The sequence below is a fragment of the Naasia aerilata genome, from assembly GCF_030296595.1.
Lineage (GTDB): Bacteria > Actinomycetota > Actinomycetes > Actinomycetales > Microbacteriaceae > Naasia > Naasia aerilata.
This window is the reverse complement of record NZ_AP027731.1, coordinates 549967-562875: the sequence shown is the minus strand read 5'-3', so window position 1 is coordinate 562875 and position 12909 is coordinate 549967. Positions and strand designations below refer to the sequence as shown.

Below are 12909 nucleotides of genomic sequence, written 5' to 3'. Positions count from 1 at the left end.
GTTATCGTTCACACATTGGTGCCGGAACCGGCACCGTCGGACTCCAGAACATCGCCGTTCGCACCGCGCTCGGCGGCTGGAAACAGCAGTGAAAGGGACGCAACGATGCGAACGAAGCGCGCTGTCGCGGCGATCGTGGCGGCAGGAATGCTCGCCGCCGGTCTTGCCGCATGCTCAGCCGGGGACGATGCCGGCTCGGGTGCCACGACGATCACCTACTGGAAGCTCACCGATGCCGACGACGCATCGAAGAAGGCGTGGTCGGAGATCCTCAATGGCTTCGAGGACAGCCACCCGGACATCAAGGTCAAGGTGGAGGAGCGATCCACCGACGGGCACAAGGAGGCGCTGCGGACGGCACTCGGCACCTCAGGAGCGCCGGACGTCTACTGGTCCTGGGCGGGTCCCGGCATCGGCGGTGAGTTCGTCAAGGCGGGCGGAAGCCTGGACCTCAAGAAGTACTACGACAAGTACGACTGGACGTCGCGCTTCGGGGACTCCACCCTCTCCACCGTGAAGCAGTACGGCCAGTGGGACGGGGTTCCGAGCGGTCAGAGCGGCGCGGGCGTCTACTACAACAAGGAGCTGTTCGAGAAGGCGGGGATCACCAGCACGCCCACGACCTACGAGGAGCTCGTGGAGGACGCGGACAAGCTGGTCGCCGCGGGGATCACTCCCATCGAGTTCGGCGGCACGGTCAACTGGCACCTCATGCGCCTGCTCGACAACATCCTGATGGCGCAGTGCGGGTCCGACACATTCCAGGCTCTGGTGACGACGAAGGCCGACTGGAGCAAGGAGAAGTGCGTCACGGCGGCGTTCGAGGAGTTCCACACCTGGACCCAGAAGTACCTCACGAAGGGCTGGGCCAGCCTCAGCGACTCCGAGGCCAATGCCCTGTTCTTCAAGGGCGACGCCGCCATGGTGATCGAGGGCAGCTGGTTCGACAACGTGCTGCGCGCCAACGACGTGGACACCAGCAAGATCGGCGTGTTCCTCTTCCCCACGGGCACCGGCCAGCTGTACGGCGACGTCTCGAGCAACTACATCACCCCGACCTCGAAGCACCCGGATGAGGCGGCCGAGTTCCTCGACTACCTCACGAGCGAGAAGGCGCAGAAGATCAGCCTCGACCTCGTGGGCGCGCGACCGGTGAACACCGCGGTCCAGGTCGACCCGACCAAGGAGGACTCGCTCGACAAGCAGTGGGATCCGATCTTCGCGGACGCGAAGGGGCTCTACGAGTTCAACGACCAGGCCCTCTCGCTCGCGCAGACGACGGAGTACTGGCGCATCCAGAACCTCGTGGCGACCGACGAGCTCGATCCCGCCGACGCCGGCGCCGAGTTCCAGAAGTTCATCGACCAGCAGTGAGTGACGACAGGGGCGGGCGCCCGGCGCCCGCCCCTGTCCGCCGCCATCGACCGGGAGGATCGATGCCATGACCGCCGCCGTCCCGTCCGCTCCCGCACCCGCCCCCTCCGGCTCCCGCCGCCGTCGGCGCCGTTCCGGTTTCGCGACCGCCCTGCCCTTTCTCGCCCCCGCGCTGCTGGCCTACGCCGTGTTCGTGGTCGCGCCCATGTTCGAGTCCGTCAGGCTGAGCTTCTTCGAGTGGACCGGCTTCGTCGGCGCTCCCCAGGAGTTCGTGGGACTGAAGAACTACATCAAGATCTTCACGCAGGACGCGGTCTTCTGGACGGCCCTGCGTAACACGGTCATCTGGGTCGTGCTCTCGCTGATCATCCCGCTCACGATCAGCCTCGCGCTGGCGGTCGCGCTCAACCGCCCCCTCTTCGGGCGCAACGTGTTCCGGTCGATGTTCTACATCCCGGGTGTCCTCGCCTCCATCGCGGTGGCGAACATGTGGCGCTGGATCTACAACCCGAACTACGGCGTCGGAGAGAGCCTGGGAACGGCGTTCGGGCTTCCCTGGCTCTCTGACATCCAGTGGCTCGGCGATCAGAAGATCGCGCTGTACTCGGTGTTCGCCGCCTTCGTCTGGCAGTCGGTCGGCACCAACATGGTGCTGTTCCTCGCCGGGCTGCAGGCGGTGCAGAGCGAGCACATCGAGGCTGCGCGCATCGACGGCGCCAACGCGTGGCAGGTCTTCCGCAACGTGACGCTGCCCGCCCTCCGGCCGACGATGGTCATCGTCACCGTGCTGACGTTCATCGGCTCGATCAAGGTGTTCGACCTCATCGTGGGGATGACCGGCGGCGGCCCGGCGCAGCAGACGCAGGTCCTGGCGCTCTGGTCCTACCAGCAGTCGCTCGGCAACCACCAGTACGGGATGGGCAACGCCATCGCGACCGTGCTCCTGCTCATCACCCTGCTGATCGTGGTGCCCTACCTCGCCTGGACCGCACGTCAGGAGGAGCGATGAGCCCCATCGCCGGCGCCGCCGCCACCGCCCCGCGGTCGAGGACGGGTGCCGTGCGAGCAGGCCGCCGAGCGCCGGACTACGTGCGCATCGGCCTCTGGATCTCGCTGTTCGTCACGCTCGTGATCTGGACGCTGCCCCTGGTGTTCATCATCTTCACGTCGCTGAAGACCGAGCAGGACATCGTGGGGAGCCCGGTGTTCGCCCTCCCGCTGCATCCCGACTTCGGCAACTACGCCAAGGCGATGGAGGACGGCAACCTCCTGCGGGTCGGCACGAACTCGCTGATCATCGCGCTGGTCAAGGTGCCCATCGGGCTGGCCATCTCCGCCGCGGCGGCCTTCGCCCTCGCCCGCATCCGCTTCCGCAGGAGCAGGATCCTCCTCGCGGCGATCGCTCTGGGGTCGATGGTGCCCATCCAGGTGGCCATCGCGCCCCTGTTCCAGATCATCAACAACGCGGGACTCCTCAACACCTACATCGGCGTGATCCTGCCGTACATCGGCTTCGGGCTGCCCTATCAGACGTTCATCCTCTACGGCTTTTTCCGGCAGATCCCGGAGGAGCTCGACGAGAGCGCGCGGATCGACGGGGCCTCCTACTGGCGCCTGTTCTGGCAGATCATCCTTCCGCTGTCCCGCCCGGCCCTCGCTGCGCTGTTCATCCTCGACTTCGTGGCGACCTGGAACGAGTACGGCATGGCGCTCGTGCTCCTGCAGAGCCAGGACGCGTGGACGGTCCCGCTCGCCATCCAGGGCTTCCAGTCGCAGTTCACGAGCTCCTACGGACCGATCAACTCGTTCACGATCATGTCGGTCCTGCCCGTCCTCATCGTCTACCTCCTGTTCCAGCGTTATTTCGTGTCCGGCGCACTCGCCGGCGCGGTGAAGGGCTAGTCGTGACCTCCTTGACATCGTTCCCGTCCGCCCTGTCGGCGGACACCCCGGTCGCCACGGCCCTGCGCCATCCGCAGGCGCGTGAGCTGCTCGAGGACGCGCTGCCGGAGCTGCGCGACAGCGCGATGAAGATGATCCTCGGCGGGCGAGCACTGGGACTCGTCATCGCGACGTCACCGGCCACGGCAGCATCGCCGGAGCGGACCAGGGATCTGTGGTCGCGGCTCGCAGCCCTGCCGCCGGTCGCGGACGAGCACCGCTCACCCGCGCCGGCTGTCGAGCCCTCGCCCGAATACGAGGGGAGCGGCGTTCCGCGCGGATCGGCGCGCGCACGGTTCGAGAGGACGGTCCCGCTCTTCGGGCGCTTCGAGCTCGTCCTCGACGGTCCGGCGCACGGCAACCCGTTCACCGACGTGCGGCTCGGAGCGGTCGTCGACACGCCATCCCGCTCGGTGGAGGTTCCCGGGTTCTATGACGACGGGGGCGTCTACCGGGTGCGGTACCTCGTGGAGGAGCCCGGGGAGCATCGGTTCCGCACCACGAGCACCGCGCGGTCGCTCGACGGCATCGACGGCTCGTTCACGGTGGAGGAGCCGGCCGCGGGACACGGTCCGGTGCGCGTCGAGGGGGCCTTCCACTTCGCCCATGCGGACGGAACGCGCCACATCCCGGTCGGCACGACGGCCTATGCGTGGACCCACCAGGGCGACGACCTCGAGGAGCGCACCCTGGCGACGCTCGCCGCATCGCCCTTCAACAAGGTGCGCATGTGCGTGTTCCCGAAGTCCTACCTCTTCAACGAGAACGAGCCCGTCCGCTTCCCCTTCCCGGGGATGCCCGAGCCGGGTTCGACGTCCGGCGTTTCGATGTCGAGTTCTGGCGACACCTCGAGGAGCGGATCACGCAGCTGGGGGACCTCGGGATCGAGGCGGACATCATCCTCTTCCACCCCTACGATCGCTGGGGCTTCTCCTCGATGGACCCGTCCGCGGACGACCGCTACCTCTCCTACGCGGTCGCGCGGCTGGCCTCCTTCCCCAACGTGTGGTGGTCCCTGGCCAACGAGTACGACATCCTGACGGCCAAGACCGGGGAGGACTGGGAGCGGTTCGCGACGATCGTCCATCGGGACGACCCGACGGGGCACCTCCTCTCGATCCACAACTGCTTCGACTTCTACGACTACTCCCGTCCCTGGATCACCCACGCGAGCGTGCAGCGCCGCGACCTCTACAAGACCGCCGAGATGACGACCGAGTGGCGCCAGGCCTGGGGAAGCCCGTGGTGATCGACGAGTGCGCCTACGAGGGCGACATCGATCAGGGATGGGGCAACATCACCGGCGAGGAGATGGTGCGCCGCTTCTGGGAGGGGGCCGTGCGGGGCGGGTACGTGGGCCACGGCGAGACCTATCTGCGCCCCGACGAGGTGCTCTGGTGGTCGAAGGGGGCGAGCTGCGCGGCAGCAGCCCGGCGCGGATCGCGTTCCTCCGCGACGTCCTGGAGGACGGACCGAGGGGACTCGAGCCTCTCGAGATCGACTGGGACATCCCGAGCGCCGGCGTCGAGGGGGAGTACTACCTCTTCTACTACGGCTTCACGCAGCCCCGCTTCCGGCGATTCCTCCTGGACCCCTCCGTCGCGTACAGCGCGGAGATCCTCGACACCTGGAACATGACGATCGATCGCCTGCCGGGGGTCTTTCACGGCCGCTTCACCATCGACCTCCCGGCGCGGCCGTACATCGCCCTCCGCTTCCGGGCCGTCGGCCCCGTCGTCGCTCCCGACTCGTGAGCGAGGACCGGGAGGAGTTCGGCTACCTGCTCGCCCACTTCCGGGAGGAGCCGGATGGCTACGCCGAGCGCGTCTTCTTCTCGCTGAGCGCCGGCGACTCGCCTCTCCGCTGGATTCCACTGTGGGAGGGGCTGCCCGTGCTGACGTCCGACATCGGCACCACGGGAGTACGCGACCCGGCTCTGGTCCGGGGCGACGACGGCCGATTCCATGTCCTGGCCACGGACCTGCGCATCTATGGCGGCGACGGACGAGGCTGGGACGAGTGGCGGCGTCATGGCAGCCGATCGCTGATCGTGTGGGCATCCGACGACCTGATCTCGTGGTCCGGTCCGCGCGCGGTGACGGTGGCCCCGGAGGCCGCCGGAATGGCGTGGGCCCCGGAGGTGACCCGCGACGCCGAGACCGGGGAGCACATCGTCTTCTGGTCGTCCACGCTCTTCGGCGCCGAGGACGCCGGGCATCGGGGCGAGAGCTACAGCCGCATCCTCTTCTCCCGCACGCGCGACTTCGAGTCGTTCTCGCCCGCCGAGACCCTGATCGATGCGGGGAGGGACATCATCGACACCGCGATCGTGCAGCACGAGGGCCGCGTGTACCGGTTCAGCAAGCACGAGGAGCGGGGAGCGGAGAGCTGGGGCATCTACCAGGAGGTCGGAGACGGCCTCTTCGCGACTGATTTCCGTCTGCTCGCGCGTCGCATCGGCGAGGAGGTGCACCCGGATGTGGAAGCCCCCATCGTCGTCGAGGCGCCGGACGGCAGCGGGTGGTACCTGTTCCTCGATCGCTACGGCTCGGCTCAGGGCTACATGGTGCTCCGTACCGCGTCCCTCGAGAGCGGTCGATGGGAGCCGGTGCCCGAATCCGAAGTCGACATCCGGCCGGCCACCAAGCACGGCACGGTCCTGAGGCTGCACCGCGACGAGTGGGAGCGGCTCAGCCGGTTCGGACCCTCCGGGCTCGGGGAACCGGAGCACCGGTAGCAGACTCGCCTCCGGGAGTGGAACACGGCTCTGACCTGCGGTGTTGTATTCAGTGAGCCATCAGGAGGAACTGTGAAGGGTGATCGAGTCGAGGTCGTCGTGGATGCCACGGGCGACACTCGCACGTATGAGATCGAGGCCACGCGGGCCGGCCGGCGCGTGGATGTGACGCACGGCCGCGGACTCGTCGAGGTCACCGAGGTGACCCGTGGCGGCACCCCGGTGCGCACAGCACGGTTCATGGCGAACCGCGTGATCGCGCTGGTGGAGCATCCCGCGTCGGATGCCATCGCGCCCGACGACGTGGTGACGCTGCGCCCGGTCGCGTGACGTTGGGGGAAAGGTCGGGATCCGGGCGGGCTGCGGCGGGAGCGACCTGACTCGGAGGCCGGTGCGGCCCCCGCTCCGGCGTCACGCCGTGCGCCGCCCCGGTACGCTCGAAGGCGACAGGTACCGCGCGGCGTCCGACGCTGCACACGGCCGGCGCAGCGTCGCCGGCATGCAAGGGAGCGCAGTGTCCGAACGTCCTCTCGCCGTCGTCATCCTCGCCGCAGGGCAGGGCACCCGCATGAAGTCGGCGACGCCCAAGCTGCTGCACCGCCTCGCCGGAGTGCCGATCGTGTCGCACGTCGTGGCGACCGCCCGCGAGCTCGCGGCCGACCGGGTGGTCGCCGTTGTCCGCTACGAGCGCGACCAGGTCGCGGAGGCCGTCACGGGAGCGTTCCCGGACGCGGTGATCGTCGACCAGGACGAGATCCCGGGCACCGGCCGCGCCGTGGAGGCCGCGCTCGCGGCGCTCCCCGAGGGGTTCGACGGCGACGTGCTCGTCCTCAACGGCGACGTCCCCCTGCTCGATGCCGTCACCCTCCGCGAGTTCCTCGTCAGCCACCGGTCGGGCGACCGGGCGGCCTCCGTCCTGACCGCCGTGATGCCGGACCCCACGGGGTACGGGCGCGTGGTGCGCGGCGCCGACGGAACGCTCGAGCGCATCGTCGAGCAGCGCGACGCGACCGAGGACGAGCTCGCGATCGGCGAGGTCAACACCGGGGTCTACGCGTTCGGCGTCGCCGGGCTCCGGGATCTCCTGGCCTCGCTGAGCACCGACAACGCGCAGGGGGAGAAGTACCTCACCGACGTCGTCGCCGCGCTGCGGGCGGCCGGCTCTTCGGTCGGCGCCGTTCCGGTGTCCGAGGCGTGGCTCGTGGCAGGCATCAACGACCGGGCCCAGCTGTCCGAGGCCGCCGCGCGCCTCAACGCGCTGATCGTCCGAGGCTGGCAGCTCGAGGGCGTCACCGTGCAGGATCCCGCGACCACGTGGATCGACCTCACCGTCACCCTCGCGCCCGACGTCGAGATCCTGCCGGGCACCCAGCTGCGCGGCGCGACCGTCGTGGCGACTGGGGCGACGATCGGCCCGGACACGACCCTCGTGGACTGCGAGATCGGCGAGAACGCCGTCGTCAAACGGACCGACGGCACGCTCGCCGTGATCGGGGCGGGCGCCTCGGTCGGGCCGTTCGCCTACCTGCGGCCCGGCACCGAGCTCGGCGCGAACGGCAAGATCGGCACCTTCGTCGAGACGAAGAACGCGCACATCGGCGACGGCTCGAAGGTCCCGCACCTCTCCTACATCGGCGACACCGAGGTGGGGGTGGGCTCGAACGTGGGCGCGGGCACCATCACGGCCAACTACGACGGCGTCAACAAGCACCGCACCGTGGTGGGCTCCCACGTCCGGACCGGGTCGCATAACGTCTTCGTGGCCCCCGTTAGAATCGGCGACGGAGCGTATACCGGAGCAGGAACCGTGGTGCGGAAGAACGTGCCGCCTGGATCACTGGCCATCAACGTTGCTCCGCAACGCAACATCGAGGGCTGGGTTGCCTCCAACCGGCCCGGCACCGAAGCCGCGAGCGCCGCGGCGGAGAGCGGGAACGAGTGACGGGCATCAAGACTCACGGCGAGAAGCGTCTGGTGATCGTCAGCGGAAGGGCCCATCCGCAGCTGGCCCTCGACATCGCCGCAGAGCTGGACACCACCGTCGTCCCGACCGATGCCAGGACCTTCGCGAACGGCGAGCTCTACGCCCGCTACGACGAGAGCGTGCGCGGCTGCGACGCCTTCGTCATCCAGTCCCACACCGCCCCGATCAACCAGTGGCTCATGGAGCAGCTGATCATGGTCGACGCCCTCAAGCGCGCCTCGGCCAAGCGGATCACGGTGGTCTCCCCGTTCTATCCCTACGGCCGCCAGGACAAGAAGGGCCGCGGACGCGAGCCGATCTCCGCCCGGCTCATCGCGGACCTCTACGCCGCGGCGGGTGCCGACCGGATCATGTCGGTGGACCTGCACGCCGCCCAGATCCAGGGCTTCTTCGACGGGCCGGTCGACCACCTGTTCGCGATGCCCGTGCTGATGGAGCACATCCGCGAGACGGTGCCGAAGGAGAACCTCACCGTCGTCTCGCCCGACATGGGTCGCGTCCGCGTCGCCGACATCTGGAGCGACAAGCTCGGCGTTCCGCTCGCGATCATCCACAAGCGCCGCGACCCGCTGGTGCCGAACCAGGTGTCGGTGCACGAGATCGTCGGCGACGTCCGCGGCCAGGTGTGTCTCATCGTCGACGACCTCATCGACACGGGCCGGACCATCGCGAAGGCGGCCGCGGCGCTGAAGGCCAACGGGGCGGTGGGCGTCATCGTCGCCGCGACCCACGCGGTCTTCTCACCGCCCGCGGTCGAGCTGCTCAACAGCCCCGAGATCGACCAGGTGATCGTGACCGACACACTGCCGCTGCCGGCCGAGAAGCAGTTCGAGAAGCTGACGATCCTGCCGATCGCCCCGCTGATCGCGCGGGCGATCCACGAGGTCTTCGACGACGGCTCCGTCACGTCGATGTTCGACGGCGCCGCGTAGGCGCCGGCGAACCGACAAGCGCAGCCGACGGCGCCGCGTAGGCGCCGGTGAACCATAGCTGCTGCCGACGGCGCCGCTTAGGCGTGTGGTCTGCTGACCAAATCAAGGAGATTCGGGTCGCAGCCGGCCTGGATCCGCATGAGGCGGGCGGGACCGGTACTGCTTTTCCTTGATCTGGTCGGCTGACGTCACCTACTGGGCGGTCCAGCCGCCGTCGAGGGGGAGGATCGTGCCGGTGACGAGGCCCGCCGCGGGCGAGGCCAGGTAGAGGACCGCGGCCGACACGTCGTCGATGGTGCCGAACCGGCCGACCGGGATGCGGGCGAGGATGTCCTCCGCGATCTCCGGCGTATCGAGCCGCTCCGCGGTGCCCGGCGTGCGGATGTAGGTCGGGGCGATCGCGTTGACCGTGATGCCGAGCGGGGCCCACTCGAGGGCGAGGACTTTGGTCAGCAGGTTCACGCCGCCCTTGCTCGCCGAGTAGACCGCGTGCCGGCGGATGCCGACGAGGCCCGCCTGCGAGCTCATGTTGACGATCCGGCCGTAGCCCCGAGGCTTCATCACGCGCGCGGCCGCCTGCGCGGCGAAGAAGAGCCCCTTGAGGTTGACGGCCATCATGTCGTCCCAGTCGGCCTCGGTCACCTCGAGCGCGTCGTGGTTGGCGCCGAGGCCCGCGTTGTTGACGAGGACGTCGATGCGGCCGTGCTCGCGCCCCACCGCCTCGATCGCGGAGGCGAGCGCGGCCACGTCCGTCATGTCGGCGACGAGCGGCAGCACGCGGCCCCCACCGCGGCGGCCTCCTCCACCAGCGAGTCGAGGTCGCGAACGGCGCGCCCGGTGGCGACCACCACCGCCCCGGCCTCGGCGAGCGCCAGGGCCACCCCGCGACCGATGCCCCGGGAGGCGCCGGTGACGACGGCGACCTGGCCGTCCAGGTCGAACGACGGCAGCGTCATCAGTGCGAGTCGGTCGCTTCGATCTCCGTGCGGTCGCCGCTCCACAGGGTGTGGAACGTGCCCTCCTTGTCGATGCGCTTGTAGGTGTGCGCGCCGAAGAAGTCGCGCAGTCCCTGGGTCAGCGCCGCCGGCAGCCGGTCCGCGCGGAGACCGTCGTAGTAGGCGAGCGACGACGCGAACGCGGGCGCGGGGATGCCGCCCTGCACGGCCGCGATCACGACGCGGCGCCAGGCGGGCTCGGCGCCGGTGAGCGCCTCCCGGAAGTAGGGCGCCGTCAGCAGGGCGACGAGGCCCGAGTTCTCCGCGTACGCGTCGGTGATCCGGTTGAGGAACTGGGCGCGGATGATGCAGCCTCCGCGCCAGATCTTCGCGATCTCGCCCTTCTGGATGTCCCAGCCGTACTGCTCGGCGCCGGCGACGATCTCATCGAAGCCCTGCGAGTACGCGATGATCTTCGACGCGTAGAGGGCGCGGCGGACGTCCTCGACGAAGCCATCGGGGTCGTCGACGGTCCACGCCTCGGCCGGCCCGGGGAGGTCGGACGCGGCCGCGCGCTGGTCCGGCTTCGAGGACAGCGACCGGGCGAACACGGCCTCCGCGATGCCGGACACCGGGATGCCGAGGTCGAGTGCCGTCTGCACGGTCCAGGCGCCGGTGCCCTTCGCGCCGGCCTGGTCGAGGATGAGATCGACGAGCGGCTTCCCCGTCTCAGCGTCCACCTGGCGCAGCACCTCGGCCGTGATCTCGATGAGGTAGCTCTCGAGCTCGCCCTTGTTCCACTCGGCGAAGATGTCCGCGATCTCGGCGGGCGACTTGCCGGTGCCGCGCCGGATGAGGTCGTACGCCTCGCCGATCAGCTGCATGTCGGCGTACTCGATGCCGTTGTGGATCATCTTGACGAAGTGGCCGGCGCCGTCGGTGCCGACGTGCGTCACGCACGGCTCGCCCTCGGCGACCGCGGCGATCGACTTGAGGATGGGTCCGAGCGTCTCCCAGGCCTCGGCGGAGCCGCCGGGCATGATCGACGGTCCCTTGAGGGCCCCTCCTCGCCGCCGGAGATGCCGGCGCCGACGAAGTTGATCCCCGTCTCGCGCACCGCCTTCTCCCGGCGGATGGTGTCGGTGAAGAGCGCGTTGCCGCCGTCCACGATGATGTCGCCGGGCTCGAAGACCTCGACCAGCTGGTCGATCACCGCATCGGTCGGCTTGCCCGCCTTGACCATGATGATCGCCGTGCGCGGCTTGGCCAGGGCGGCGGCGAAGTCCTGCACCGTCTCCGCGCTCACGAAGCCCGCCTCGGGATGCTCGCGGAGGAGCTCGTCGGTGCGCGAGGTGGTGCGGTTGTAGACGGCGACCGTGTTGCCCTCGCGGCTCGCGAGGTTGCGGGCGAGATTCGAGCCCATCACCGCCAGCCCGACCACGCCGATGTTCGCCTGTGCTGCCGTGTCCGCCACGTCGTCTCCTTCTGCTGGGTGCGCGTTTCGAGCGTAGTCTCCGGCGCTCCGCCCAGGATGTCGGGGCATCCCGCCCAGCGGCTAGCGTGAACCGAGGGAGGCGGCATGAGCGGGACTGGCCGGGATTGGCCGCGGCGGCTCGCCCTCCTCGTGGCGGCGGCGTTCTTCATGGAGAACCTCGACGCGACCGTGCTGGCCACCGCGGCTCCGGCCATCGCCTCGTCGATGGGCGTCCAGCCGGCGGACGTCGGAGTGGCGATGTCGGCGTATCTGCTCGCGGTGGCGACGTTCATCCCCGCGAGCGGCTGGCTGGCCGGGCGGCTCGGCTCGAAGCGGACCTTCACCCTCGCCGTCCTCCTCTTCACGCTCGCGTCGGTCGCCTGCGCCCTGAGCGGCTCCCTCCTTCTCCTGACGCTCTCGCGCGTGGCTCAGGGGATCGCCGGCAGCATGATGGTGCCGGTCGGGCGCCTTCTCGTCCTGGGACGCACCGAGAAGGCCGACCTGCTCAAGGCGGTCGCGTATCTGACCTGGCCCGCACTGCTCGCCCCGGTGCTCGGACCGTTCCTCGGCGGGGTGATCACCGAGTACGCCGGATGGCCGTGGGTGTTCCTCGTGAACGTGCCGATCGGGGTCGCCCTCTTCGGGTTCGCCCTGCGGGTGGTGCCGCGCGACGAGCCGCAGCGACGCGAGAGCTTCGACGTGCGGGGCTTCGTCGCCGTCACCACGGCTCTCGGGGCCCTCGTCCTCGGGCTCGAGCTGCTCGCTCACCCCGCCACGGTCCTGGTGGGCGTACTCCTGATCCTCGCCGCCGGCATCCTCGGCGTCCTCGCGGTGCACCGGCTTCGCCGAGTTCCATCGCCCTTCCTCGACCTGGCGGCCCTCCGGCTTCCCACCTTCCGCGTCTCCAACAGCAGCGGCGCACTGTTCCGCGCTGCCGTCTTCTCGGCGCCGTTCCTGCTTCCCCTGCTCCTGCAGGACGGCTTCGGCTGGTCGCCCGTCGCGGCCGGTGCCATGGTGCTGTGGCTGTTCGTGGGGAATGTGGCCATCAAGCCGGTCACCTCGCCGCTGCTGCGGCGCGTGGGGTTCGCGCCGGTCATGATCGGCTCCGGCATCGGGCTGGCGCTCGCCTTCGTCGCGGTCGCGCTCCTGGGACCCGGGACGCCCGCGCTCGTCCTCGCCGCCGTGTTCCTCGCGAGCGGCGTCTTCCGATCGCTCGGCTTCACCGCTTACAACACCATCCAGTTCGCCGATGTGCCGGCCCCCGGCATGCGGCACGCCAACACGCTGTCCGAGACGGTCGCGCAGCTCGCCTCCGGGGTCGGCATCGCCACGGCCGCCGTGGCTGTGCGGATCCTCGAGGCGGTCCTGCCCGGAGGCGGCGCGCTGCCCGCCTATCGCGGTGCGCTCGCCATCATGGCGGTCGTCGCGCTCGTCAGCGTAGCCGGCGCCGCGATGCTCCCTCACGGATCAGCGGATGCCCTGCGCGTGCGGCGAGAGCGGCCGGCGACGGCTCGGCGGCCGACCGGCTGAGC

General features: G+C 69.6%; 10 protein-coding genes and 3 pseudogenes. 11 read left to right on the top strand and 2 right to left on the bottom strand.

The window, feature by feature from the left end:
* Window positions 1–105: 105 nt before the first annotated feature.
* The 10 genes and pseudogenes from QUE51_RS03055 (at window position 106) to QUE51_RS03010 (ending at window position 8968) form a co-directional block, all read left to right on the top strand.
* Window positions 106–1374: an ABC transporter substrate-binding protein gene (locus QUE51_RS03055; protein WP_286278139.1), complete on the top strand. Its 1269-nt coding sequence runs from the start codon at window positions 106–108 to the stop codon at window positions 1372–1374.
* Window positions 1375–1441: 67 nt separating this feature from the next.
* The gene (locus QUE51_RS03050; RefSeq protein ID WP_286278136.1) at window positions 1442–2383 is read left to right on the top strand and encodes a carbohydrate ABC transporter permease; all 942 of its coding nucleotides are present in this window, start codon (window positions 1442–1444) and stop codon (window positions 2381–2383) included.
* Entirely contained in the window at window positions 2380–3276 is an 897-nt protein-coding gene (locus tag QUE51_RS03045) for a carbohydrate ABC transporter permease (RefSeq protein ID WP_286278135.1), read from the top strand. Before QUE51_RS03050 ends, QUE51_RS03045 begins: the two co-directional genes overlap by 4 nt.
* 125 nt (window positions 3277–3401) lie before the next feature.
* Window positions 3402–3809, top strand: a pseudogene (locus QUE51_RS03040) (DUF5060 domain-containing protein); the annotation flags it as partial.
* A gap of 158 nt (window positions 3810–3967) precedes the next feature.
* Window positions 3968–4564 (top strand): apiosidase-like domain-containing protein, encoded by a 597-nt coding sequence (locus QUE51_RS03035; protein ID WP_350226752.1) that lies wholly within the window; start codon window positions 3968–3970, stop codon window positions 4562–4564.
* Between the two features lie 148 nt (window positions 4565–4712).
* A complete protein-coding gene (locus QUE51_RS03030) occupies window positions 4713–5069 on the top strand; it encodes a DUF5605 domain-containing protein (protein ID WP_286278133.1) in 357 nt (118 codons plus the stop codon).
* A complete protein-coding gene (locus tag QUE51_RS03025; RefSeq protein WP_286278132.1) occupies window positions 5066–6052 on the top strand; it encodes a glycoside hydrolase family 43 protein in 987 nt (328 codons plus the stop codon). The genes QUE51_RS03030 and QUE51_RS03025 overlap by 4 nt, the downstream gene beginning before the upstream one ends.
* Window positions 6053–6124: 72 nt before the next feature.
* Window positions 6125–6382, top strand: coding sequence for a DUF8836 family protein (locus tag QUE51_RS03020; protein WP_286278131.1), 258 nt, complete (start codon window positions 6125–6127; stop codon window positions 6380–6382).
* Between the two features lie 169 nt (window positions 6383–6551).
* Window positions 6552–7994, top strand: coding sequence for a bifunctional UDP-N-acetylglucosamine diphosphorylase/glucosamine-1-phosphate N-acetyltransferase GlmU (glmU, locus tag QUE51_RS03015; RefSeq protein WP_286278129.1), 1443 nt, complete (start codon window positions 6552–6554; stop codon window positions 7992–7994).
* Complete coding sequence (locus tag QUE51_RS03010; RefSeq protein WP_286278128.1) at window positions 7991–8968, top strand: ribose-phosphate diphosphokinase; 978 nt, start codon at window positions 7991–7993, stop codon at window positions 8966–8968. The genes glmU and QUE51_RS03010 overlap by 4 nt, the downstream gene beginning before the upstream one ends.
* A gap of 192 nt (window positions 8969–9160) precedes the next feature.
* On the opposite strand, the pseudogene QUE51_RS03005 reads toward QUE51_RS03010, so the two are convergent.
* Together QUE51_RS03005 and gnd are read right to left on the bottom strand one after the other, a co-directional pair.
* A pseudogene (locus tag QUE51_RS03005) lies at window positions 9161–9924 on the bottom strand (SDR family NAD(P)-dependent oxidoreductase).
* Window positions 9924–11326: pseudogene (gnd, locus tag QUE51_RS03000) on the bottom strand (NADP-dependent phosphogluconate dehydrogenase). The pseudogenes QUE51_RS03005 and gnd overlap by 1 nt, the downstream one beginning before the upstream one ends.
* Window positions 11327–11482: 156 nt before the next feature.
* Between gnd and QUE51_RS02995 the strand changes: the two are divergent.
* Entirely contained in the window at window positions 11483–12907 is a 1425-nt protein-coding gene (locus QUE51_RS02995) for an MFS transporter (RefSeq protein ID WP_286278127.1), read from the top strand.
* Window positions 12908–12909 lie beyond the last annotated feature (2 nt).